General features: G+C 33.2%; 25 protein-coding genes. 12 read left to right on the top strand and 13 right to left on the bottom strand.

What is annotated here, in order from left to right:
- Nucleotides 1–110 precede the first annotated feature (110 nt).
- Nucleotides 111–1,304 (bottom strand): glycine C-acetyltransferase, encoded by a 1,194-nt coding sequence (kbl, locus tag Q0876_RS01500; protein ID WP_299223314.1) that lies wholly within the window; start codon nt 1,302–1,304, stop codon nt 111–113.
- A gap of 23 nt (nt 1,305–1,327) precedes the next feature.
- On the bottom strand, nt 1,328–4,474 hold the full coding sequence (locus Q0876_RS01495; protein ID WP_299223311.1) for an exodeoxyribonuclease V subunit beta: 3,147 nt from the start codon (nt 4,472–4,474) through the stop codon (nt 1,328–1,330).
- A gap of 112 nt (nt 4,475–4,586) precedes the next feature.
- Between Q0876_RS01495 and Q0876_RS01490 the strand changes: the two genes are divergently transcribed.
- Nucleotides 4,587–5,195: a superoxide dismutase gene (locus Q0876_RS01490; RefSeq protein WP_299223309.1), complete on the top strand. Its 609-nt coding sequence runs from the start codon at nt 4,587–4,589 to the stop codon at nt 5,193–5,195.
- A gap of 492 nt (nt 5,196–5,687) precedes the next feature.
- Here the strand turns inward: Q0876_RS01490 and Q0876_RS01485 are convergent, their stop codons facing one another.
- The 5 genes from Q0876_RS01485 to Q0876_RS01465 form a co-directional block, all read right to left on the bottom strand.
- A complete protein-coding gene (locus tag Q0876_RS01485) occupies nt 5,688–7,586 on the bottom strand; it encodes an amidophosphoribosyltransferase (protein WP_299223307.1) in 1,899 nt (632 codons plus the stop codon).
- An 89-nt stretch (nt 7,587–7,675) separates the two neighbouring features.
- Entirely contained in the window at nt 7,676–8,602 is a 927-nt protein-coding gene (locus Q0876_RS01480) for a PfkB family carbohydrate kinase (RefSeq protein ID WP_299223305.1), read from the bottom strand.
- Nucleotides 8,603–8,667: 65 nt separating this feature from the next.
- Nucleotides 8,668–9,273: an START domain-containing protein gene (locus tag Q0876_RS01475; RefSeq protein WP_299223303.1), complete on the bottom strand. Its 606-nt coding sequence runs from the start codon at nt 9,271–9,273 to the stop codon at nt 8,668–8,670.
- 69 nt (nt 9,274–9,342) lie between these two features.
- Entirely contained in the window at nt 9,343–9,984 is a 642-nt protein-coding gene (locus Q0876_RS01470) for a ribonuclease H family protein (protein WP_299223301.1), read from the bottom strand.
- On the bottom strand, nt 9,977–10,543 hold the full coding sequence (locus Q0876_RS01465) for a phosphoribosylglycinamide formyltransferase (RefSeq protein WP_299223299.1): 567 nt from the start codon (nt 10,541–10,543) through the stop codon (nt 9,977–9,979). Before Q0876_RS01465 ends, Q0876_RS01470 begins: the two co-directional genes overlap by 8 nt.
- 186 nt (nt 10,544–10,729) lie before the next feature.
- Here Q0876_RS01465 and Q0876_RS01460 point away from each other — a divergent pair, with 186 nt between their 5' ends.
- The 5 genes from Q0876_RS01460 (at nt 10,730) to pyk (ending at nt 15,037) form a co-directional block, all read left to right on the top strand.
- Complete coding sequence (locus tag Q0876_RS01460; RefSeq protein ID WP_008269813.1) at nt 10,730–10,963, top strand: acyl carrier protein; 234 nt, start codon at nt 10,730–10,732, stop codon at nt 10,961–10,963.
- Nucleotides 10,964–10,977: 14 nt separating this feature from the next.
- On the top strand, nt 10,978–12,228 hold the full coding sequence (gene fabF / locus Q0876_RS01455; protein WP_299223297.1) for a beta-ketoacyl-ACP synthase II: 1,251 nt from the start codon (nt 10,978–10,980) through the stop codon (nt 12,226–12,228).
- A 7-nt stretch (nt 12,229–12,235) separates the two neighbouring features.
- Complete coding sequence (gene rnc, locus Q0876_RS01450; protein ID WP_299223295.1) at nt 12,236–12,979, top strand: ribonuclease III; 744 nt, start codon at nt 12,236–12,238, stop codon at nt 12,977–12,979.
- 133 nt (nt 12,980–13,112) lie between these two features.
- Complete coding sequence (locus tag Q0876_RS01445; RefSeq protein ID WP_299223293.1) at nt 13,113–13,595, top strand: IPExxxVDY family protein; 483 nt, start codon at nt 13,113–13,115, stop codon at nt 13,593–13,595.
- Entirely contained in the window at nt 13,595–15,037 is a 1,443-nt protein-coding gene (gene pyk / locus Q0876_RS01440) for a pyruvate kinase (protein WP_299223291.1), read from the top strand. Before Q0876_RS01445 ends, pyk begins: the two co-directional genes overlap by 1 nt.
- A 16-nt stretch (nt 15,038–15,053) precedes the next feature.
- Here pyk and Q0876_RS01435 read toward each other — a convergent pair whose 3' ends face one another.
- Nucleotides 15,054–16,031 (bottom strand): hypothetical protein, encoded by a 978-nt coding sequence (locus Q0876_RS01435; protein ID WP_299223289.1) that lies wholly within the window; start codon nt 16,029–16,031, stop codon nt 15,054–15,056.
- Nucleotides 16,032–16,117: 86 nt separating this feature from the next.
- The gene (gene dinB / locus Q0876_RS01430) at nt 16,118–17,227 is read right to left on the bottom strand and encodes a DNA polymerase IV (protein WP_299223287.1); all 1,110 of its coding nucleotides are present in this window, start codon (nt 17,225–17,227) and stop codon (nt 16,118–16,120) included.
- A gap of 32 nt (nt 17,228–17,259) precedes the next feature.
- Here dinB and Q0876_RS01425 point away from each other — a divergent pair, with 32 nt between their 5' ends.
- Nucleotides 17,260–17,736 (top strand): CYTH domain-containing protein, encoded by a 477-nt coding sequence (locus tag Q0876_RS01425; RefSeq protein WP_299223285.1) that lies wholly within the window; start codon nt 17,260–17,262, stop codon nt 17,734–17,736.
- Between the two features lie 4 nt (nt 17,737–17,740).
- Nucleotides 17,741–18,304: a YciI family protein gene (locus Q0876_RS01420; protein ID WP_299223949.1), complete on the top strand. Its 564-nt coding sequence runs from the start codon at nt 17,741–17,743 to the stop codon at nt 18,302–18,304.
- Between the two features lie 56 nt (nt 18,305–18,360).
- On the opposite strand, the gene Q0876_RS01415 is transcribed toward Q0876_RS01420, so the two are convergent.
- Complete coding sequence (locus tag Q0876_RS01415; RefSeq protein WP_299223282.1) at nt 18,361–18,873, bottom strand: heavy-metal-associated domain-containing protein; 513 nt, start codon at nt 18,871–18,873, stop codon at nt 18,361–18,363.
- A gap of 93 nt (nt 18,874–18,966) precedes the next feature.
- On the opposite strand from Q0876_RS01415, the gene Q0876_RS01410 reads away from it, so the two are divergent.
- Nucleotides 18,967–19,845, top strand: coding sequence for a DMT family transporter (locus Q0876_RS01410; protein ID WP_299223280.1), 879 nt, complete (start codon nt 18,967–18,969; stop codon nt 19,843–19,845).
- Nucleotides 19,846–19,897: 52 nt separating this feature from the next.
- On the opposite strand, the gene Q0876_RS01405 is transcribed toward Q0876_RS01410, so the two are convergent.
- Both Q0876_RS01405 and Q0876_RS01400 read right to left on the bottom strand, forming a co-directional pair.
- Nucleotides 19,898–21,946, bottom strand: coding sequence for a pitrilysin family protein (locus Q0876_RS01405; protein ID WP_299223278.1), 2,049 nt, complete (start codon nt 21,944–21,946; stop codon nt 19,898–19,900).
- Between the two features lie 10 nt (nt 21,947–21,956).
- A complete protein-coding gene (locus tag Q0876_RS01400; protein WP_299223276.1) occupies nt 21,957–23,291 on the bottom strand; it encodes a pitrilysin family protein in 1,335 nt (444 codons plus the stop codon).
- A 193-nt stretch (nt 23,292–23,484) separates the two neighbouring features.
- On the opposite strand from Q0876_RS01400, the gene Q0876_RS01395 reads away from it, so the two are divergent.
- The 3 genes from Q0876_RS01395 (at nt 23,485) to rpmA (ending at nt 24,983) form a co-directional block, all read left to right on the top strand.
- On the top strand, nt 23,485–23,940 hold the full coding sequence (locus Q0876_RS01395; RefSeq protein WP_299223274.1) for a DUF4199 family protein: 456 nt from the start codon (nt 23,485–23,487) through the stop codon (nt 23,938–23,940).
- A gap of 80 nt (nt 23,941–24,020) precedes the next feature.
- Nucleotides 24,021–24,680: a 50S ribosomal protein L21 gene (rplU, locus tag Q0876_RS01390; protein ID WP_299223272.1), complete on the top strand. Its 660-nt coding sequence runs from the start codon at nt 24,021–24,023 to the stop codon at nt 24,678–24,680.
- 42 nt (nt 24,681–24,722) lie between these two features.
- Entirely contained in the window at nt 24,723–24,983 is a 261-nt protein-coding gene (gene rpmA / locus Q0876_RS01385) for a 50S ribosomal protein L27 (protein WP_299223270.1), read from the top strand.
- 91 nt (nt 24,984–25,074) lie between these two features.
- Here rpmA and Q0876_RS01380 read toward each other — a convergent pair whose 3' ends face one another.
- Entirely contained in the window at nt 25,075–25,821 is a 747-nt protein-coding gene (locus Q0876_RS01380; protein ID WP_299223268.1) for a succinate dehydrogenase/fumarate reductase iron-sulfur subunit, read from the bottom strand.
- Nucleotides 25,822–25,829 lie beyond the last annotated feature (8 nt).

Raw genomic sequence — 25,829 nt, 5'->3', positions numbered from 1 at the left:
TGTTATAAGTGTTAATTGTAAACAAAAGTAAGTTGTTAAATTTTATTAACAAAGACAAATATATAAAAATATTGATTAGTTGTATTAATTTTAGGGAGTTTGGACTGAATTTAAATAATATTTAGTGTTTCTCCTACATTTATAAATGCTTCAATAGCCTTATCTAAATGCGCTTTTGTGTGTGCTGCTGATAGCTGTACACGTATTCTTGCTTTTTCTTTAGGAACCACAGGATAAAAGAAACCAATCACATAAATACCTTCATTTAAAAGCATTTTTGCCATGGTTTGCGATAGTTTAGCATCGTAAAGCATTACTGGTACTATAGCTGAATCACCATCAATAACATCAAAGCCTGCATCTATTAGTCCTTTTTTGAAATAATTGGTATTGCTCTCTAAAGTGTCTCGTAAAGCAGTGTTATTTGATAACATTTCAAAAACTTTAATAGATGCGCCTACAATTGCTGGGGCTAAAGAATTTGAAAAAAGATAAGGCCTTGAACGCTGTCTTAGCATTTCGATGATTTCTTTTTTACCTGTCGTGTAGCCACCCATAGCACCACCCATGGCTTTACCGAGTGTGCCTGTAATAATGTCTATACGACCCATCACACCTTTTTCTTCTAAGGTTCCTCGTCCTGTTTCTCCAATAAATCCAGTAGCATGGCACTCGTCTATCATAACTAGGGCATCATATTTATCTGCCAAATCACAGATTTTATCTAATGGTGCAACTAAACCATCCATGGAAAAAACACCATCGGTTACAATTATTTTAAATCGTGCACCATTTTCGTTAGCAGCGATAAGTTGTTTTTCTAAATCTGACATATCATTATTTTTATAACGATACCTTGCAGCCTTACATAAACGGACGCCATCTATAATAGAAGCATGATTAAGAGAGTCAGAAATTATGGCATCTTCTACATTAAGTAAAGGTTCAAATACACCGCCATTAGCATCAAATGCAGCGGCATACAAAATAGTGTCTTCTGTTCCATAGAACTCAGCAATCTTTTCTTCTAACTCTTTATGAATGTCTTGAGTACCACAAATGAATCGAACCGAAGACATCCCAAAACCGTGAGTATCCATAGCATCTTTTGCTGCTTGAATAACATCTGGGTGTGACGATAGACCTAAATAATTATTAGCACAAAAATTTAATACAGTTTCACCAGTACTTAACGTGATTTCAGCACCTTGAGGAGAAGTGATTATTCGTTCTTCTTTGAAAAGGCCTTCATCTTTTATATTTTGTAATTCGTTTTGTAAGTGTTTTTGAATGTTTCCGTACATGATAGATTATATTTTTTACAAATTTAAAATTCTTTTATAGTTATTTCATCATTTATATAGACAAGGATTTTTTTAACTACCTGAAAGTTCATTGTTTCTAAAACCGATTGATAGTCGTACAATTGCTCTTGATGTTTAGAGTCTGCAATGCCTGTTTTATAATCTATAATAGTAACGCTATCATGATCAATCACAATTCTATCTGGTCTTATAATTTGACCATTAGCGGTGAGGATCTCTCTTTCATTATATATAGTTAATGAAGGCTTAAAATAGTGTTCTAAAGCGTCATGAGTTATAATGTCGTTAATAATTGGCTTTAAGGTTGACGTTTGTGATTTGGTGATTTCTCCTGACGCCTCAAGTTCATCAAAAGCATATTCAACATCATTTTTAGTTTTTATGCTCGACATAATTAGATGAATCAAATTACCTTTTTCGATTGCTTTTTCTTGAAGGGTATCCCAAAGATAACCAGATCGGGTCACAATATTTAAATTATGAGTTTCTTTTACAGTAGAGATAAATTCTGTTGGTATGATGGTCTTTCGTATGGGTTTTTTTGGTTCAGATGTTCGAATAGAATTCCCAAAATGATACATAAGTTTTGTGTTGATCCATTGGCCAATAGATTTTAAATAATTGATGAATAATCCTGAATAGTGATCTGTTTTTTCATTTCCATTTCTATCAACATCATATTCTGAAATAATATACAGCTGTTCAACAGGTCTAGTTAATGCGACATATAACAAGTTGATACTGTCTAATTCCAATTGAGACCTGTAGTCATTATAAAGTATTTTTCCTGTTTCATTAAAGCCTTCTAAATCTTTATTCATGTTAATGTATAAATTTGAAAACCCTTCAAATTTTTTACTATCAACCGGAAACCAAATTTTAGGGTTAATATCTGCATATATGTTTTGGTTGGCATATGGAAAAATAACTACAGGAAATTCTAAACCCTTAGATTTATGGATGGTCATGATCTGTATAGCATTTTCATTTTGAGGAGAAACAATGCTTAGTTTATTTTTTTTGCGTTCCCAATAGTTCAAAAAGCCCCAAATCCCAGTATTATATTTTAATGCGTAGTCTAGTATTTCGTCTAAGAAAAACTGAATATAGGCATTGGGCTTGGTATGAAGTTTAAATTGTCTAATGATCGTTTCAACGGCTTCATATATAGGCAACTGTATAACATGAGCAATATTAAACTTAATCCCATAAGCAGTAAGATTTTGAAAGAAGGGAAAGAGGTCTTCACTAACAAATTTACTGTAGAAAGTATGTTTATCATCTAGTTCTAGCTTATATTCAGCTAAATAATGAAGTACCTTAATTTTTATCTCATTGTTTTTTGGTTGTGTTATTAAACTCAAAACGTCTATTAAGAAATTGATTTCAGGAGCGTTTTTTAATAACAATGTTTCAGACGAAATAATATCTATTTGTAAGCTGCTCAAATATTCTGCAATAGCGAGACCTTCTTTTTTCTTTCTAACTATAATACAAATATCGTTTCTTTTGAACCCTTGTTTTTCAGCTTTCTCAATAGCATCTATTACAGCTTCGCAATGCATTTGATCTTTATCTTGATCTTTGGTTTCTAAAAATGAAATCTCGATATAACCATTAGAGTCAAATTTCAAATCTTGTTTTGCGCTCTTATACAGTTTTTTGTGTTGTGGATTTGTAAAGGTAAAGTCTGAAATCTGATCAAAAAAAGCATTGTTAAATTCAACTATAGTTTTATAACTTCTATAATTTGCAGGTAAATTTTTTACGGCTTTTTTAACATGAAACGGATTGTCTTCAGAATATAGGCTGATGAATTGTTCTGCGTAACCACCTCTCCATCGATATATTGCTTGCTTAGCATCTCCTACAATCATTGCTGTTCCAGTTTCTCCTTCAAGATTTTCTCCAGAGATTGCATTACTAATTAAAGGAATTAAATTTTCCCATTGCAAAAGTGAAGTGTCTTGAAACTCGTCTATAAAATAATGTTTAAATTTTTCACCTATTCGTTCATATATAAAAGGAGCAGGTTGTTCTTTAATTTCAGAATTTATGATTGAATTAAACTCTGAAATCAGTAACATGTTTTCTTCCGTTTTGATTGTATCCAAAGTTTTACTGATTTCGCTCAATACAGATAATGGAGTCAAGTTTTTTGTGACGTTTTCTAAAAATTTTATTTTAAAAATAGCGTCTTTGGTTTGTTTAAATACATCAGTTAATTGATGGCGTATAGTTTCAATGGCTAAGGTTACATCATCTGAAACCCTTTTTGGTGTTATTGGATTTCCCTCTATAAGATCTTCCTGCCATTTTGCGGTGAATGATACTTTGAAATTCCCTTCAGATAATTTTATGAAATGCTTAGGAATATAACCACTCGAAAAGTCATCATAAGCTATATGGTATTCATCTATTAATTCTAGAACCTTCGTGGCAACCTCTTTGATTTGCTGAACTGTTAATTGGTGTTGCTTGTTTAAATTAACTTTTAAAGTTCTATAATCTTCAAGTGTTTTATCTTTTAACTTATTTATAAATGGAATTTCATTTTCGTTAATCAATAATTCTGAGATCTTATTAAGGTCATACGCAATATCCCAACTACGCTTATCATCAATTTTTTCCATCGCAAAATCCACTAATACTTTAGTGAGTTTTGCATCACTCCCTGCTTTATCAATGAGTTTGTCTACGGCTTGACCTAGAATTATATTTTGATCTAATTCCACTTCAAAATTGAGTGGTAAATCCAAGTCATATGCAAATGTGCGTATGAGCTTATGATTAAATTTATCGATAGTTGAGATATCAAAAGCTGCATAATTATGAACTATAGTTTGTAGCAAGGCCTTTGACTTTTCATGAAGTTGATGAGTTGTAATATTCAATTCATTAGAAATCTCACCAAATAACCCATTATGAGTGGTAAGTATGTCTGGATTAGCAAATGCCTTTAGTGTATCAATGATTCGTTCTTTCATTTCAGCTACAGCTTTGTTTGTAAAGGTTAGAGCCAAAACTGTTTTAAAAAGAAAGAGGTTTTGAGATTTAAATAAAATTTTTAGATAATCTTTTACTAATGTGTAGGTCTTTCCACTTCCAGCAGCTGCGTTATATATCGTAAAAAGAGATTGATTTTGCACGCTTAAAATTATAAAAACTATCTATGAGTTCATAGCTATTTAATATTTTTAATTGCGCTGTTTTATGTGTAAATTTGGTATAATTAAATATTAACATAAAAAACAAAATATTATGGCTTTCGAATTACCGAAATTAAAATATGGGTACGATGCATTAGAACCACACATTGATGCTCGTACAATGGAAATACATCATTCTAAACATCACAATGGGTATACAACTAAATTAAATGCAGCGATAGAAGGTACCAATTTGGAAGGAAAATCTATCGAAAATATACTTGGTAACCTAGACATGAACAATATGGGAGTGAGAAATAATGGAGGAGGGTTCTATAATCATTCTTTATTTTGGGATGTCCTTAATCCAGAAGATAGAGGATATCTTTCAGGAGATTTAAAAGATGCTATAGAAGCAGAGTTTGGTTCAAAAGAGGCTTTTGTAGAGGCGTTTAGCAAAGCAGCTGCTACTCAATTTGGTTCAGGATGGGCATGGTTATGTGTGCACAAGGGAGGAAAAGTTGAGGTTTGCTCTACACCAAATCAAGACAACCCTTTAATGCCTGGTGTAACTTGCGGAGGAACTCCAATCTTAGGCCTTGATGTATGGGAACATGCTTACTATCTGAACTATCAAAACAGAAGACCAGATTATATAGATGCCTTTTTTAAGGTTGTTAATTGGAATGAAGTTGAAAGACGTTATGCAGAAGCTAAATAAATAGTTCAGAATAATTTTTTTAAAAAGAGAGCAAACTCATTTATTTGGGGTTGCTTTTTTTATTAAATAAAAGTTAGAGGTATAAAATGAAAAAAGGTGAACAGACGTTCACCTTTTTTGCCCCAAATCTACCATAAACTTAACCTACTTATGTTATGGTGAAACAAATATATACGGACTTTTACGGAATTGTTAAATTTTTTAGATAAACGACGAATAAATTGGCTTAAACGGGAAAAGCAATGCTGTTTATAATACATATCGGTTAAATAAAGCGTTTTTACGATGAAGTTAAATACGGAAAATAAAAAAAGGTGAACTGATGTTCACCTTTTTTTGCCCCAAATCTACCATGAACTTAACCTACTTATGTTATGGTGATACCAATGTATGTGTTATTTGTTTAATCTTTCGTAAATATTAGACGAAATGCATTTTTATCGGTCAAACAGCACTTTTTTTCGGATAAAGTGTCAAAATAGAGTTGTTTATCTAATACGCTCTTTCTTTGTTTCCTTCATAAAAATTAATAAAAGCCCTGTTAACCACACGATTACCTCCAACTGTTGGATAATTTCCTGTAAAATACCAATCACCTAAATTTTTCGGACATGCTTTATGTAGGTTTTCTATAGGTTGGAAAATAGTCTTTACTTTAGCTTGAACGGTATCATCAGAAATCAATTCAGCAATTTTTTCTGAAATTTCATCAGCAGTAAACTCATTGTAAAGGTCTTTTACAAAGTTTTTTACCTTACTGTCTTTTAACTCTAATTGTGCTTTACACTTCTGGTAAACCTCTTCTATTAAGTGATATTTATTGTTTTCTTTGAGTAGTTCTAACATCGCTCTAAATGCAATAAGGCTTTCTAGATTTGCCATATCTATTCCATAGCAATCTGGATAACGTATTTGAGGAGCAGATGACACAACAACAATTTGTTTAGGACTTAAACGATCCATCATTTTAATAATACTCTTTTTAAGCGTCGTACCTCTTACAATACTATCGTCTATAATAACTAAATTATCTGAAGGTTTTATTACGCCATAGGTGACATCATATACATGAGCAACTAAATCGTCACGACTACTGTCTTCAGTAATAAACGTTCTTAGCTTAACATCTTTAATAGCAATTTTTTCAATACGAGGTCTTTCAGAAAGGATATCTATAACACTATTTGCTGAAAGTTTACCATTGCCATCTAATATAGCTTTGGTTTTTCGCTCATTGAGGTATTCTTCAACAGTTTCTATCATTCCGAAGAATGATGTTTCAGCTGTATTTGGTATATAGGAAAATACAGTATTTTTGGTGTCATTATCTATGGCTTCTAGTACTTTCGGCATTAATAGTTTTCCAAGGTTTTTCCGTTCCTGATAAATTTCAGCGTCACTACCACGAGAAAAATAAATACGCTCGAACGAACATGCCTTTCGCTCTAGAGGTTCTATAATTTGTTCAATAAAAACATCTCCAGATTTCTTAGTTATGATTGCATGACCAGGATCTAATTCCTTTACTTCTTCAAAATTTACATTAAAAACAGTTTGAATTACTGGACGCTCTGAGGCAACAACAACAATTTCATCATCTTGATAATAGTAGGTGGGTCGTATCCCTGCAGGATCACGTAGAACAAATGAATCGCCATGTCCTAATAAACCAGCCATTGCATAACCACCATCCCAATTCTTTGATGCTTTTTTTAATATTTTAGCAACATTTAATCGCTCAGCAATTAATGGAGAGCATTCACTTTTACTGTAGCCTTCCTTTTTTAGTGCTTTGTAAATTTTAGCTACTGCATCATCAAGAAAGTGCCCAATTTTTTCCATTATAGTAATGGTGTCTGCTTTTTCTTTTGGATGCTGTCCTAATTTCACTAAACCATCAAATAACTGATTAACATTGGTCATATTAAAGTTGCCTGCGACAATAAGGTTTCTATGCATCCAATTGTTCTGCCTCAAAAAAGGATGAACACTCTCTACACTGTTTTTTCCAAAAGTACCATAACGTACATGTCCTAAAAGTAATTCACCAACATATGGAATATGTTTTTTTTGAAGTGCGACATCATTTTGATATTCAGGATGTTCAGTTAACTCGTCGTTAATTCGTTGATTAATTTGAGCAAAGATATCTTGGATTGGTTGTTGTGCAATCGAGCGCACACGGCTAATATATCTTTCACCAGGATTAGTATCTAATTTTATACTTGCGAAACCTGCACCATCTTGCCCACGATTATGCTGCTTTTCCATCATAAGATACATTTTATTTACGCCGTAAAATGCACTTCCGTATTTTTCTTTGTAATACTCTAATGGTTTTTTTAATCTTATGAGTGCAATTCCACACTCATGTTTTAAAGCATCGCTCATTGTTGTGTTTTTGTTTTTGAGTGAACCAAAATTAAAGATTTTGGATTTAGTATTAAATAAAAAACGCGCTCATTCGTGAGCGCGTTGGTTTATGATAATTCGATATCGAATTGTGTTATTTGTTTAAATTGTTGTAAGCGCATGTACACTTCGTCTTTTTCTAAATTAATCATGCGTTCAGTACCAAATTTTTCTACGCAAAATGAGGCTAGAGTTGAGCCATAGATAACAGCATTTTTCATGTTTTCAAATGAATAGTCTTCAGTTTTTGCTAAATACCCAGCAAATCCACCAGCAAACGTATCTCCTGCACCTGTTGGGTCAAATACTTCTTCTAAAGGCAAGGCTGGCGCATAGAATACATGATCGTCATGAAATAGCAACGCACCATGTTCTCCTTTTTTGATAACTACATATTTTGGACCCATTTCATGAATTTTTCGAGCAGCAACAACAAGAGAGTATTCTCCAGTTAATTGTCTAGCTTCTTCATCATTGATGGTAATCACATCAATTTTCTTAATCACACTGTGTAAGTCATCGAGCGCACAATCCATCCAAAAGTTCATAGTGTCTAAGATAACTAATTTCGGCTTGACAGTCATTTGGTCTAGTACTCCCATCTGTACCATTGGATGCAAGTTTCCAAGCATAACTACTTCCGCATTTCTATACGATTCTGGTACCACAGGGTTGAAGTCTGCTAGTACATTTAACTCAGTAGCTAACGTATCACGAGAATTCATATCATTATGGTATCGACCACTCCAGAAAAAAGTTTTTCCTTCTTTTACAATTTCAACACCATCAATGTTAATATTTCTACTCGACAATAGATCTAAATAATCTTGAGGGAAATCACCACCAACAACAGAAACTGCAGCAGCATCTATATTAAAATGTGAAGCAGCTAAACCAATAAAAGTTGCTGCACCTCCTAAAATCTTATCAGTTTTGCCAAAGGGTGTTTCAATGGCATCAAAGGCAACCGTACCTACTATTACTAATTTGCTCATAAAGCGTTTTAAAATTTGCTGCAAATATACAGCGATTAATTTCAAACTCAATTTTTTTTTGAGTATTAGAAGCTTTTGTTGCCAACTATTGTATTGTGAAGGTTTTTGAATGTTTTGTAAGGTCCTTTAATAAGTAGTTTATTTACAATCAATGGTGGTAAACTCCCTTCCGGATCTAAAAACAATTGCTGCGTAACCATTGTTTTACCTCCCATATCTTCTAATAACCAATGACCCATTAGTTTTTTTATTCGTATAGTTTTAGACTTATGTGGAATTTCATCTGGAAGGCTTTCTAATGTTAATTTAATGGTTTTTTTATTAATTGGTTCAACAGTTAATAACGTCACAACGTCTCTATCTTTAATTGGCCATGGTAAATCTTTATGTGCATAAAAGACATGTTTGTTATCATCCAGTTCTTTAACATAATAACTTATATTAGACTCACAACCTTCATAATAATTAGGTGCTTCAAGTAGCTCTTCTAGAACATAATTTATATTAGTAGCAATTGTAGTAACGGCTTTATACTCTTTGATGCTTGAATTTGAAGGTTGTCTCGTATAGATTTTTATATTATCGGCTTCCTTTTTAAGGCTCCAATCGTTTTGTGAAAATCCGAAAAAAGACACACAAATAACTACTATGAAGATTAATTTCTTTTGCATAATAAATCAATTTTTAACCTTAGTAGAAGAAAAGTGATTTGAATTACAGAACAGAATTAAGTTTTAAGATTATTTGCGACCAAAATCTGCAGGGATCTCTCCCCAAGCCTTAGTTTCCCATTTGACAATAGTAGTCTTGTAAGTATTATTGTTTAACCAATTTACGGCTCGATCAACGAGTTCAAACAAGGTTTTGTTTTTATCGTTCCGCTCTAATTTAGTATTACAGTTTTTCTTGCGTACCCAACTCATTGCAGTTTTTGAATCTGTATAAATGATACGATCACTGTTTTTTTTCTTTAAAAAAGCAAGTCCATGAACAATAGCTAAAAATTCACCAATGTTATTGGTGCCCTCTTCAAAAGGACCTTGAATAAATAGTTGTTTTTTAGTTTTAGTATCAACACCTCGATATTCCATTTTTCCTGGATTACCAGAAGATGCAGCATCTACAGAAATCGATTTATAGTTAGGTTTTCCAATTTTTTTGAGTTGTGCTTCAGAGAGCTCACTGGTAAATATTTTCTTTTTTCCAATATAGTCTTTATAATTTCCTTTATAAGCTTTTTTAGCAGCTTCGAAAGTGGTAAATGACTTATATTGTGCGCCTTGAAAATCTTTAATTTGAGCTTTGCAATCATCCCAAGAATCAAAAACACCAGTATGGTGACCTTTCCAAACGGTGTAGTATTTCTTCTTTTTTTTACTCATTTAGTAATTGTGCTACAACCTTTGGAAAATGTTCCATCTCTAACTGGTGAATTTTTTCGGCCACATCTTCTGCTGAATCATTTGACGCAACAGTACATTTTGTTTGAAAGATTATTGCACCTTCATCATAATATTCATTTACATAATGAATAGTAATGCCTGTTTCTTTTTCTTTATTCTTAACAACAGCCTCATGAACATATTTACCATACATGCCTTTTCCTCCATACTTAGGCAATAGAGATGGGTGTATATTAATCACTTTATTTGGGAATTCATTTAAGATGTGTTCAGGAAACTTCCATAAAAAACCAGCTAAGATAATTAAATCAGGTTCTGATGCTTTTAAAATATTGAGAACATCCTTTGTGTTTGAGAAAGCTATTTTATTGAAAGACAGCGCGCTAACGTTTAGTTTTTTTGCACGATCTAAAACTTTGGCATGAGGATTGTTAGACAGTATCTGAATAACAGAAGCGTTTTCTCTGTTGTGAAAAAACTTAATTAAATTTTCAGCATTAGTGCCACTTCCGGACGCAAAGATTACAATTCGTTTCATTTACAGACAAGCAGTTATTGTTATTCAGAAACAAAAAAAAGAATAATAATTAACAATTAGAGCGTAAAAGGTAAATTCTTCAAAGTAATTTTTTGTAAATTACAGACACATTTTTAACGTAAAGGTGTGTATTAAAATAAAGTTTTTTATTTTTGCGACTTAATTAAAACTTAAAATTAAAAAATTATGTCAGACATTGCATCAAGAGTAAAAGCGATTATCGTAGACAAATTAGGAGTTGATGAAAACGAAGTTGTAACTGAAGCTAGCTTCACTAACGATTTAGGAGCAGATTCATTAGACACTGTCGAGTTAATCATGGAATTTGAAAAAGAATTTGATATTCAAATCCCAGACGATCAAGCTGAAAATATTGCAACAGTTGGTCAAGCGATCTCTTATATAGAAGAAGCAAAATAATCCAATACCTTTTTATGGAATTAAAGCGAGTAGTAGTAACCGGCTTAGGCGCACTGACACCTATAGGTAATACCAAGGATGAATATTGGGATGGCCTAGTCAATGGGAAGAGTGGTGCTGCACCTGTCACACATTTTGATGCTGAGAAGTTCAAGACACAGTTCGCTTGTGAAGTAAAAAACTTTGAAGTCACTGACTTTATTGATAGGAAATTAGCAAAGCGAATGGATAAGTTTTCGCAGTATGCAATGGTTGCCTCTGATGAAGCAATTGCAGACTCAAAACTAGATTTAGACGCTGTAAACAAATTGAGAGTAGGAGTAATTTGGGGAGCTGGTATTGGTGGTTTAGAAACATTTCAAGAGGAAGTCTTGAATTATGCCGCTGGTGACGGAACGCCCCGTTTTAACCCTTTTTTCATTCCGAAAATGATAGCTGATATTGCACCAGGAAACATATCTATAAAATATGGTTTTATGGGACCTAACTATACCACTGTATCTGCTTGTGCTTCCTCTGCGAATTCAATGATAGATGCATTGAACAATATTCGCTTAGGTCATTGTGATGTAATCATCACTGGTGGAAGTGAAGCTGCAGTTACCATTGCTGGCATGGGAGGTTTCAATGCTATGCATGCTATGAGTACTCGTAATGATGATCCAAAAACTGCTTCAAGACCTTTTGATGCTAACCGAGATGGTTTTGTATTAGGAGAAGGAGCTGGAGCAATTGTTTTAGAAGAGTACGAACATGCTAAAGCTAGAGGCGCTAAAATATATGCTGAGGTAGTAGGCGGAGGATTGTCTTCAGATGCTTACCACATGACAGCACCACATCCAGATGGTATTGGTGTCGTTGCAGTTATGAGGAATTGTTTAGAAAATGCTGGCTTAAATCCTGAAGATGTAGATCACATTAATACTCATGGTACATCCACACCATTAGGTGATGTTGCTGAATTAAAAGCTATATCTGAAGTATTTGGCAGTCATGCTAAAAACATTAATATTAATTCAACAAAATCTATGACTGGTCATTTGTTGGGCGCTGCTGGAGCCATAGAAGCTATAGCTTCGATCATGGCTATGGAGCATGGGATTGTACCACCAACAATTAATCATGAAACCATTGATGAAAACATAGATTCTGAATTAAATTTAACGTTAAATAAAGCTCAGAAAAGAGATATCAAAGTAGCAATGAGTAATACGTTTGGATTTGGCGGTCATAACGCCTGCGTATTATTTAAAAAAATAGACTAAATCCCGAATGAGTATCATTCGTAACATACTAAAAAATTCCCGTTCAAATAAAGACGGGAATTTTTTTTTATTACTCACTAAAATTTTAGGTTATAAGCCCAAAAACAAGGAATTATACATTAAAGCTTTCACTCATCGTTCTATGAATATCAAGGATAAGAAAGGAAATGCTGTTAATTATGAACGACTGGAATTTGTTGGAGACGCCATGTTAAGTGCAGTAATAGCGTCATATTTATTTGAAGAAGTACCACATGGAGACGAAGGCTATTTAACAAAGATGCGATCTAAGGTAGTTAGTAGAGAGCACCTAAATGAATTAGGTAAAGAATTAAATCTTATTGATTTAGTTGAAAGTAAAATTCCTAAATCTAACTTTGGAAATAACATTCACGGTAACCTTTTTGAAGCATTGGTTGGGGCTATTTATTTAGACAAAGGTTATAAATACTGTGAAGCCTTTATCAATAAACGTGTTATTAAGCCTCATGTTGATATAGAAAAATTAGAAGGGCGAGTCATAAGTTATAAAAGCTTATTGATAGAATGGTGTCAGAAAGAAAAGAAAACATTCGATTATAATGTGTATGAAGATACTGGGAATGATGATTTAAAACATTTTTCAGTTAAATTATCAATAGATGAAAAAATCATATCGAAAGCTAGAGCAACATCTAAAAAGAAAGCCGAAGAAAAAGCATCTAAACGCGCATTTTTTGCTTTTCAAAAAGAAATAAGTAAAGCATTTTGAACCAATAATTTAATTCTTTTTTTTAAACACTCTTACTATAACGTTTTCGCTGCAAGATAGCATTAAGATTAATATATTCTTCACATTTAAATAGCCATAATGTGTTATATTTACAACTTGTAGTTGATTAATTATGGCATTACACAAGTTAGTTGTTGACGATTTTTATGACGCTTCCTTTTCGTTATTAGCTATACATTGTAGGTTAGAGGACTATCGATTGGCTTACCTTCTTAATAAACATTTACAACTTAATTTAGAGCGTAAACCTGAAGATCTTGATTACAATTATTTAGCGGCTTCCTTTTCAATTTATGAATGGGAAAATACAAATATGGATACTGCATGGAACCTTGTGGCTAATGTATGTAAAAAGGAAGAAGCTGCATTACAAAGCTCAGGGTCACTATTTGAAAACCAGAATAGTATATTAAAGACATATTACTTGTTGCCTGAATTTAAAAATGTGGATTACTTTATAAAAGTAACCAATGAATACCAGAACTTTAATGAGAAGATGATCCTTAATAAAATTCATTCCATTCCCCAAGTCATAACGACATATAGTATAGATATAGATCAGATTAAATCAAAAGACCATTTAATTTTTAGTTAATGTTACGAAGAAAGAAAACAAAAATAGTAGCTACGCTAGGACCTGCGACGAGTTCTAAAGACGTTCTTAAAGCTATGCTTGAAGAAGGTGCTAATGTATTTAGAATTAATTTTTCACATGCTGATTACGAAGGAGTTAAAGAGCGTGTTAAGATGATAAGAAAACTCAACGAAGAGTTTGGTTACAATGCAGCTATTCTTGCAGATCTTCAAGGACCAAAATTGCGTGTTGGTGTTATGAAGGGGGAAGTTGTTGTTAATGAAGGTGATGAGATTATCTTTGCTACAGGGAAACGATTTGAAGGCACCAAAGAGCGTGTTTACATGACTTATGATAACTTTCCTCAAGATGCTAAGCCTGGCGAACGAATTTTATTAGATGATGGCAAACTAATCTTTGAGGTCGTATCTACTGATAAAAAAGCTGAAGTTAAAGCACGCGTAATTCAAGGTGGACCTCTGCGGTCTAAAAAAGGGGTAAATCTTCCAAACACGAATATTTCACAACCTGCACTAACAGAAAAGGATATTGAAGATGCAATTTTCGCATGTAGTCTTAAGGTTGATTGGATTGCCTTATCGTTTGTTCGTCATGCTGAAGATTTAATGCAGCTTGAAGAATTAATTAAGGAACATAGTGATCATAAAATTCCAATTATTGCAAAAATTGAGAAGCCTGAAGCTGTAGAAAATATTGATAAAATTGTCGCTTATTGTGATGGGCTAATGGTAGCTCGAGGTGATCTAGGTGTTGAAATACCTGCGGAAGAAGTTCCTTTGATTCAGAAGCAGCTTGTATTACGAGCCAAACGCGCTAGAATACCAGTAATTATTGCGACACAAATGATGGAAACAATGATCACCAGTTTAACACCAACAAGAGCCGAAGTTAATGATGTTGCCAATTCTGTTATGGATGGAGCAGACGCAGTGATGTTATCTGGCGAAACCTCTGTAGGGAATTATCCTGTTCAAGTGATTAAACAAATGGCTGGAATTATTAAGAGTGTAGAAGATTCTAATTTAATTCAAGTACCACAGTCACCTCCTCATATTCGTACAAAGCGATACATTACAAAATCTATTTGTTATCATGCAGCAAATATGGCAAATGAGATTAATGCCAAAGCAATTTCCACATTGACCAATAGCGGTTATACCGCATTTCAAATTTCCGCATGGCGTCCTAGTGCTCATATTCTTGTTTTTACTTCTAACAAACGTATCCTAACACAATTGAGCTTGCTTTGGGGTGTTGAAGCTTTTTACTACGATAAGTTTGTAAGTACAGATGAAACGATAGAAGATGTAAACGCAATAGCCTGTAAAAAAGGATATCTAGAAGTAGGTGATATGCTTATTAGCTTGGCAGCAATGCCTATTCAAGAAAAGGGAATGGTTAATACGTTGAGAGTCACTGAAATTACGAGTTGTAGTTTTTAATTTAATATCTTGAATTTTAATATTTTTCAATTGAAATATTAAAACCTGTTTTATAAATCCTACTTGTACCATTATCAAATCTATTGATTTCTTTTTTTAGTTCTTCTAGATTAACATAACCAGAATCTTTTAAACGGATGTTACTTCTTCGACTTGTAAAGTAGAGTGTATTAGTTTCCAAGTTCACATAAGGGCAATATTCCATATATTTTGAATTGATATGTTTACCCAGATTTTTTGCTGGAAGCCATTTTCCATTTTTACGTTGACTTATATATAAATCACCACTCCCTTGACCATCTTTTCTTCTCCAACCACTAAATAGTATAAAGGATTCATCTGGAGCTACAAAAGCATTGAATTCTGCTCCTTTTGTATTTACAGCGCTATCTATAGCTATTGGCTCTGAATACACATTATTCTTCCACTCACTAACAAAAATATCATCTTGACCATTCATATTTTCTTTAATGGTGGTAAAATATAGATTATTAGAGCTTGTAATTGAAGGGAAAAATTCATCAAGATTAGTATTTATAGGCGCGCCGACATTTATTGGTGCTGACCAATTGGAGTTAAAATTTTCACGTTCAACATACCAAATGTCGTAATCTTTTGTAGCAGTACTATCTTTTGAAATGGGTCTGTTAGAAACAAAGAACAATTTTAAACCATCAGGAGATAAAAACGGTTCTAGGTCTGAAAACTTACCTGAAAACTCTACTATTTTTGGTGTTTGCCACTTTTCATCTTCTTTATGAATACTCATGATAACTGAAAGCTCTCTAAAATGACTTTGCAAGGTAAAATAAGCCTCGCTTTCATCATTTGTAATTGTAAAATCTCTAACATTTGATAATTTGGAAAAAAGTTCAGGAGCAAAAGGTTCAACAATTCCTTTATCATAAATGATTTTAGTATCCTTTTCTGGGTTTCTAGTTTTACTACAACTGAAAATAAATAGGCCTAATGTGATAATGATTAACCGTTTCATAATTGCTGATTGTGTTGAAGAGGGTAAATATGAGTCAATATATTACTATTTAAAACTATCATAATCAATAATATAACTTTTTACAGCTAAAAATCGAACTTAAGTTGTACACTCACAGTTTTTTCTTCGGTTTTTAAAGCGTTCTTTTTTGATATTTCAGTGTTTAAGTTGGATAACGAAATGCCTAAAAGTCGTACCGAATTATTCAGTTTTTCTTGGTACAATAAATTTTTAGCTGTTTCAAGTATTATGCTTTTTTCACTAATAAAATAAGGTAAGGTTTTGCTTCGAGTTTGTAGAGTGAAATCACTATACTTTATTTTTAGTGTAATCGTTTTTCCAGCAACCTTACTTTTATTGAGACGTTTAGCTACCTCTTCGGCAATTTGGTCAAGCTTTTCGAGCATAAAGATTTCAGAAGATAAATTTTCACTAAACGTTCGTTCTGCTGCGAGTGATTTTCTAATCCGATTAGGCTTTACCTCACTATTGTGGATACCACGAACGACGTAATAGTAGTAACGACCAGATTTCCCAAAGTTTTCGTCGAGATACTCTAAAGATTTTGCCTTTAAGTCTTTTCCTGTAAAAATCCCTTTTTGATACATTTTTTCAGCAGTTACTTTACCAACACCATAAAATTTCCTAATACTTAAATCTTCTAAAAATGGAATCACTTCTTCTGGGTTTACAGTTTTTTGCCCATTAGGTTTATTGTAGTCGCTCGCAACTTTAGCAATAAATTTATTTATAGAAATACCAGCGGAAGCTGTTAATCCTACTTCATCAAAAATACGTGATCTGATTTCTTGGGCAATTAAACTGGCACTAGGATTCCCTTTTTTGTTTTCTGTAACATCTAAATAGGCTTCATCAAGAGATAAGGGTTCTACCAAATCTGTATAGTCATAAAAGATATGCCTAATTTTTTGTGAGAGTTCTTTATAACGCTCAAAATTGCTTTTAACGAAAATAAGTTCTGGACATAGTTTTATAGCTAAGCGTCCAGCCATGGCACTTTTTACACCATATTTTCGAGCTTCATAACTTGCAGCGCTTATAACACCTCGTTTTCCGCCACCACCAACAGCAATAGGTTTCCCTTTTAATTCAGGGTTATCCATTTGCGCTACAGACGCATAAAAAGCATCCATATCTACATGAATTATTTTTCTTATTGGTAAATCGTCTGGCATGATGTAAATTTAGGCATTAAATGTCTTTTTTCATGATAGAAATAGAGCGTAAATTTTTAGTAACTTCAGAAGGTTTCAAAAATGAATCGTCAAAACAAATGCGAATTACACAAGGGTTTTTAAATACAGATCCAGAGCGAACAGTAAGAGTAAGAGTAATAGGCAATGCAGGTTTTTTGACAGTAAAAGGAAAATCAACCAACAATGGGTTGACACGTTTTGAATGGGAAAAAGAAGTTCATAAGGCTGATGCTGAAACGCTTTTAGAGTTATGTAAAGAAGGTGTAATAGATAAGATAAGATATGAGGTTAAGGTTGGCGATCATATTTTTGAGGTTGATGAATTTTTTGGAGATAATGTAGGCTTGATAATTGCAGAAATTGAATTAGAGAACGAGAACGAGTTATTTTTAAAACCCAAATGGCTTGGAAAAGAGGTTACAGGAAATAGTAAATATTATAATTCGCAATTAACCAAAACCCCATATAAGCTATGGCGTTTTAAATAATCATATTATGAGAATAATCATGTTACTTACATGTGTTGTATTGTTAGCATCTTGTAAAGAAGATAATACAAAAACAACTATTGAACCTAAGTCAGTATCAGAAGAAATGATGCCAAAGGATAGTATTGTTACTATTGAAGATGGTAAAGAAACTCTTGTAAGTAAAGTACTTGAAGAAAAGTCTATAAAAGACATTAAAGCCGAACTTACGTCCAAGGGATTCAAAACCTTTGATTATGTTGATGAGAAAACAAAAGACACCATATTGATGCAGCAGTATTTTATTGCATTTTTAAAACGTGGATTGATTCGTAATCAAAATGAAGAGGAAGCTAATCAACTACAAAATGAGCATTTGGCTCATTTGGCTAAAATGTACGAATTAGGATATGCAGATATTTCTGGTCCTTTTGGTGATGATGGAAACATTAGAGGAATTACGATCTATAACGTTCCAACTTTTGAAATGGCAGATAGTTTAGCCAATGCTGATCCAATGGTAAAAGCAGGTAGGCTTGAAATTGAACTTCATCCATGGTGGGCAGCCAAAGGATTTTCCTTAAGATAAGACCTAAAAAAAGCGACTCTTACTGAGTCGCTTTTTTTAGGTCTTTATAAAAGTAATTAGGCTTTCTTAGCACAACATTCTTTTTTACAGTCGTCTGCACAAGCCATTTTTTTATCATCTTTGGTTTTGCAACACTCCATTTTACAATCTGCCTTACAATTTTTGGTTTCATTAGAAAACGCTTCAACAGTTTTCATGTCTTTTACTTTATACAAATCACCTGCTTTAGCAACAGCTTCTTCAAGAGAGTTTGGTGTTACTTTAGCATCATCATATTCAACCATTGCTAATTGTCTGTCAAAATCTACTTTTGCAGATTTTACACCATCCATTTTAGCAATCTTCTTTTCAATGGTTTTGGCGCATCCCATAGCACAAGTCATGCCTTCAATACCAAATTCGGCTTTAGCATAATTTGCGTTTGGATCTAATGTCTTGGCTTGGTAAGTACTAGACTCAGCTTTCACTTCTGTTTCTATTGTTTTAACCTCTGGCTTTGTTTCGCTTTTACAGGAAATTATTGAGATAGAAATTAGCGCAATTACCAATATATTTTGTAATGTCTTCATGTTTTGTTTTAATAGGATTATGAACAAACATAATAAATAATGATGTTCCTTGTATTAAAATTAACGATTTTTGTGAATTAGTTAAGGAATCTTATGAAAACTGCAAACAGCAAGTGGCTTTATTTACTGATTTTATCCCTAATCTGGGGAAGTTCTTTCATCTTGATCAAAAAATCACTATTAGGTTTAACACCGTATCAATTAGGTGCCTTACGAACAATAATTACAGGTGTTTTTTTATTTGCCGTAGGGTATAATAGTTTAAAAGGAATAGCAAAAAATCAATGGAAATGGATAGTGATTTCTGGATTTCTAGGGTCGTTTTTCCCTGCATTCTTATTTGCTATCGCAGAAACTGAAATTGATAGTGCTGTTGCATCTATTTTAAACTCTTTAGTGCCATTAAATACGATTCTATTAGGCTTTGCTGTTTTCAGAATTGCTTCAACAAAACGCCAAATATTAGGTGTTATTATTGGGTTTGTCGGAACTAGTATTTTAATATTAAAAGGTGCAGAATTAAACCCTGAGCAAAACTATTTATTTGCAGGTTATGTAATTGTTTCTACATTGATGTATGCAGCTAATGTAAATATTATCAAGCGATACTTACAATATGTGAAACCATTAAGTATTGCAACTGGAAATTATGTCGCCATAATAATACCAGCCATAATAATACTTTGGTTTTCAAATTTTTTTAATGTAGAAACATACCAAAATCCAGATTTCAAAATGGCGGTGGTATATGTGGTTATTTTGTCGTTTTTTGGGACCGCACTTGCGAAAGTACTCTTTAATACATTGGTACAAATATCTACGCCTGTATTTGCTTCATCTGTAACCTATTTGATGCCTATTGTTGCTTTGGGTTGGGGAATATTAGATGGAGAATCGTTTAGTTGGACTCAGGCATTAGGAACATTAATTATCTTAGTAGGGGTATATTTATCGCACAAAAGAAAACAATAAAAAACCGAAGTTCAAACTTCGGTTTTTTATTGTAAATATCTTAAACTATTAATTAGTCGAAATCTGCATCAGATACACCTTCGTTTACCTTAATTTCTTTTACGATAAAATCAAAACGGCGTGGACCAAAAGTTTGCCCAATAGTAAATGGAAACTTAACTCCTGCAACTTCTTTATAATTATCATAAAATGTAGTTTGTGATCCAGCTTCACTAGTTTTTACTTGTTTAATCTTTAGTCCAGTATCAACACTATAGTAAATTGAAGTTGTCTCATCAACATTAATTTTGTAAGCCTTAACGCCATCTACCATTTCTATTTTTTCTAAAGTAACGCCACCATTTAAGTAGTTTACCTCAGGGAAAGGTGATGATTCTTCTTGTACTGCTTTTATTTGATCTTCAGTCATATCTGTTTTCTGACCAGCTGCAGATGTGTAACCTGAAGCCCCATCAAGAACTTGTTTTTGAGAACCCATAGGTGTATTTACAATCTGTAAATACTGGTTTTTAACCGTTTTCTTCATTTCCAAATTCATCATCATTCCTGGCTGCAACTCAGCTTCAGCGGTCATGTAAACTGAGTTCACTTTATTTAATGTTTCACTTCCACCGATGGCATCTATGTATGCTTGCATGACTTTGGTTGCATCCATATCTGGATCCATTTTAATCTCATACACTGGTTTATCAACAGCGTTAGCATACGTATCATAATACTTAATTGGGAGTCCAGTTTTCTCAAGGTTTTCTATAACTTCACTTCCTTTGCCTACAACGATAACACGAGCGTTCTCAGTTTTAAAATATTTATTTGCAACTCGTTTTACATCATCAGCAGTTACAGCATTTATTTTTTGTAAGTATGTTGTGTAGAAGTTTTTCGGAAGATCGTTTAACTTGATATTCAATGCATAGTTGGCTACTGTTTGAGGGTTTTCTAATCCCATTACAAAATTCCCAACGTATTTCGCTTTAGCCAATTTTAAAGCTTCAGGATCTACGGTTTCTGTTTTAATGCGTTTGATTTCTTTTAGCATTTCAACAACAGAACTATCAGTAACTTCATTTCTTACTTGAGCAGTTGCACTAAATCGAGATGCACCATATCTACTTGCACCTATTCCTGAATATGCACCATAAGTATAACCATGTGTTTCACGAAGGTTTTCGTACAAATAGCCACTGCTTCCACCTCCTAAGATGAAATTAGTGATAAGTGCTGCTTGGTAGTCTGCATCTTTCATCTTTAGATCAACATTGTTTGTTACTCTTATGTCTGATTGAACTGCATTTGGCATGTCAACAAAATTGATTTGAGTGTATTGTGCATTAGGATTTACTTCTGGTATTGAAGTACTAACATCAACAGATTTTTGCCATTCAGCAAAGTGCTTTTCTATTTGTTTTTTTATGGTTTTGAAATCAATATCTCCAACCACAACTAAGTAAGCATTGTTTGGATTAAAGTGTTTTTCATAAAATGCTACGACATCTCCAAAAGTGATATTGTTTACAGTTTCTTCTGTTGTGAATTCTCCAGAAGGATGATTAGCACCATAAGATAATGCTGTACCAACTCTAGATGCTATAGTAGCTACACTTTTCTCATTTACTTTTAGGCCTTCAAGTAATTGATCCTTTTGCTTGTTGAACTCTTCTTCAGTAAGCAAAGGGTTAATGGCTGCATCTGCCATTAATTCTAGAATGCGGTCAGAATATTTGGATAATGATCTGGCAAAAGCACTTTGTGAACCAAAATTTATATTTGCACCTAAGAAATCAACTTCTTCATTAAATTCATCCTTTGGAATACTTGTAGTACCATTTCCTAACATGCTTCCAAGAATACTTTTAATACCTGCCTTTTTGCCTTCTCTTATAGGCTTATTGTCTATAGTTAACGAGTAAGATACTCTAGGTAATTTATTGTTTTCAACAACTAAAACTTTTAAGCCGTTTTTTAATTCAAACTCTCCAGGAACTTCAATTGAGATTTTAGGAGCAGGACCTGGCTTTGGTTGTTTTGATCGATCTAATTGTGCGTTAACACCTATAGACATCAAGAACATTATTACTAATACTGATATATTATATTTCATTTTCATCTTTTTAGTTGTTCGTTTTTTCTTTAGGTAAATACTCTAATTCTACACGTTGGTTTGGATTTAAGTATTTTTTTACTACATCTTGAATTTCTTGACGTGTTATTGATCTGTAGATGTCAATTTGGTTGTTAATCAAATTAATATCGTCATGTAGCATGTAATAAGTAGCTAAAGAACTAGCAATTCCTTGTACGCTTGAGTTTGAGTTTACGAATCTATTTTCGAATTTATTTTGTAGTTTTTGGAAATCTTTTTCAGAAATAAGTTCGTCTTGCATTTTCACTATTTCTTCATCTATTTCAGAAAGTAAGTCTTCTAAAGAAGTATCGCCTAAGGGAAGTCCAAAAACAGCATAAACACTATAATCCATTTGATTGATATTAATTGCACCAGCTTGTAGTGCCATTTTTTTATCATCAACTAATTTTTTATAAAGTTTAGATGACTTACCATCACTTAAATATGCTGATACCATCTCTAGCACATAAGAATCACGTTCTTTAAATCCAGGAGTTCTGTATGCTGCTATAATTGCAGGAATTTGAATATTTGGATCATAAAATTGCGCTTTAACAGTTTCAGTAATAGGCTCTTCTTTTTGGAAATTTCTAACTGGATCTGTTCCTCTTGGAATATCTTCAAAGTATTTTTTAACAAGTGACTTGGCATCTTTGCTATCAATATCACCAGCAACTACTAGTACTGCATTATTCGGGCCATACCATTTTTTGAAGTAGTCTTGAAATTCTTGTAAAGTTGAAGCATCTAAATCTGCCATTTCACCAATATTCTTGTTTTTGTATGGGTGAACCTTAAATAAATTTTCACTCAAAGCGAATAGGAATTGGCCGTAAGGTGAGTTGTCATAACGTAAACGTTTTTCTTCTTTTACAACTTCATTCTGTGTATCAACACCAACTTGGTCAATTACAGGGTGTAGCATACGTTCTGACTCTAACCAAAGCGCTAACTCTAAGTTATTTGATGGAAATACTTCGTAGTAATAGGTTCTATCTAGAGAAGTGTTTGCATTATTGTTTCCGCCGTTGGCAGAAATAATTTTAGAATACTCTCCTTTTCCAATATTCTTCGTTCCTTCAAATAATAGGTGTTCAAAAAAGTGTGCAAAACCTGTACGAGGAGCTTCAGGGCTTCCTCCTAAATCTTTTCCTCCCACATCATACATTACACTAACAGTAATTACTGGAGCAGAGTTGTCTTGATGAAGGATAACATGAAGTCCGTTATCTAAATCAAATTCTTCAAATTCAACTTTTTGTGCAGTAGCTGAAAAGCATATAAACAGCAAAGAAGCTAAAGAAAATAAGCATTTTTTCATTGTGAGTTTGTTTTAAAATTAATTTTATGAGTTGTAAGTCTCAATTTAACTGCAAATGTTACAGTACTTTGCAAAAATAACAAATAGCTATCCGTTTAAGAAGTTGAAATTGTAAAAATAATCTTAAAAAGTGCTATAATAAGTGATTTTTTCACGAACTTTAAGAGAAATCAACTTTTAAATATCGTTTACTATGAACACTTCATTTTCAGTTGCTTTAAAATATGGACTATTCATTACCATCAGTTTAATAGCATATTTCTTAATTTTAAGATTGTTTAACTTACACGAAAACCCTTGGTTGAGATTGTTTAACGGAGTTGCTATGGCTGCAGGAATTTATTATGCTATTAGATATCATAAACTAGTTGTTCAAAACAACTTTGGATACATCAACGGAATTAAGACTGCCCTGCTTACTGGATTTTTGGCTACATTTTTGTTTACTCTATTTATGGCCATATATATGTTTCATCTAGACCAAGCATTTACAGAAAAACTTTTAGGCGAGTGGTTTGATAATTATGAGCAAGGCGCAGGACTTTTAGTATTCATAATTTTAATAGAAGGGCTAGCTTCTTCTGTAGTTTTAGCGCTGGCATTTATGCAGCTCTTCAAGAAAAGTCATAATATTCCTCAAAACACATGAAAAACGTTTGTGAATTAATTAAATAGCAGTATATTTGCACTCATTTTTTTGAATAAATTAATTAATAAAAACGTTACGCTATGTACGCAATTGTAGAGATAGCAGGGCATCAATTTAAAGTTGAGAAAGACCAAAAAGTTTTTGTTAACCGTTTAGCAACTGAAGAAGGTAAGAAAGTTTCTTTCGATAACGTTCTTTTAATTGGTGATGGTGACAAAGTTACTTTAGGCGCCCCAGCTATAGACGGAGCACAAGTTAGTGCAAAAGTCTTAAAGCACCTTAAAGGTGATAAAGTGATAGTTTTCAAAAAGAAAAGAAGAAAAGGTTACCGTGTTAAAAATGGACACAGACAATCTTTATCTGAAATCGTAATTGAAAATATCGTAGCTTCAGGAGCTAAGAAAGTAGTTCCAGCTAAAGCAGAAAAAGCTGCACCAAAGAAAGCTGAGCATAAAGCTTCAGCTCCAAAGACCGAAGCTAAAAAAGCGACTGGGAAAGCTGATGATTTAAAGAAAATCGAAGGAATTGGACCAAAAATCGCATCAACTTTAGTTGAAGCAGGAATTGCGACTTTTGATGATTTAGCAAAAGCAAAACCAGCTCAAATTTCTGAAATCATTGCAGATGTTCGTGGGAATCATGTAACTGATACTTGGCCAAAACAAGCTAAATTAGCTGCTGATGGTAAGTGGGATGAGTTGAAGAAATGGCAAGATGAATTAGATGGTGGAAAAGCATAATTGCAAACCACTTTAAGTATAATAATATAAAACCTTAAGACAATGGCTCATAAAAAAGGAGTAGGTAGTTCTAAAAACGGTAGAGAATCAGAATCGAAACGCCTAGGTGTTAAGATCTTTGGTGGTCAAGCTGCTGTTGCTGGAAACATTATCGTAAGACAAAGAGGTAATACACATCATCCAGGAGAGAATGTGTATGGCGGAAAAGACCACACTTTACATGCTAAGGTTGATGGTGTCGTAAAATTCACTAAGAAGAAAGATGGTAAATCTTTTGTTTCTATTGAGCCTTTTGAAGTTTAATGGAATAATAAATTCTTGAAGAATTACAAATAAAAAACCCATTCTCTATAAGAATGGGTTTTTTATTTGTAATGTTTTATATGATTTTGTCTTATCCTTTAAGGCTTGCTTTAATATATTCGGAATTCATTCTAGCTATATTTTCTAAAGAAATACCCTTTGGACATTCTACTTCACAAGCACCTGTATTTGTACAGTTGCCAAAACCTTCGTCATCCATTTGCTTAACCATATTTAAAACACGATCTGTTGCCTCAACTTTTCCTTGAGGTAATAATGCAAATTGAGATACTTTAGCACCAACAAACAACATAGCACTTGAGTTTTTACATGTTGCAACACAAGCGCCACATCCAATACATGTGGCAGCACTAAATGCATCATCAGCGTCGTGCTTATTTACAGGAATGGCATTAGCATCAATAGTATTTCCTGAAGTATTTACCGAAATAAATCCTCCAGCGTGTTGAATACGGTCAAAAGCACTTCTGTCAACAACAAGATCTTTAATTACAGGAAAGGCTTTAGCTCTAAAAGGTTCGATATAAATAGTATCGCCATCTTTGAACTTCCTCATGTGTAATTGACACGTTGTGATACCTCTGTCTGGGCCATGAGCTTCACCATTGATATATAATGAACACATTCCACATATCCCTTCACGACAATCGTGGTCAAAAGCGACGGGTTCGTCACCTTCATTTATAAGTTGATCGTTAAGTACGTCAAGCATTTCAAGGAAAGACATATCTGGTGATACATCATTAATTTTATAATCAACCATTTTTCCTTTGTCGTTAGCGTTTTTTTGACGCCATATTTTTAACGTTAAGTTCATAGCTTTCC

Origin of the sequence: uncultured Psychroserpens sp. (assembly GCF_947503375.1) — a bacterium.
GTDB lineage: Bacteria > Bacteroidota > Bacteroidia > Flavobacteriales > Flavobacteriaceae > Psychroserpens.
Note: the sequence above shows the minus strand (reverse complement) of the source record. Positions and strands in the feature narration are given on the sequence as shown.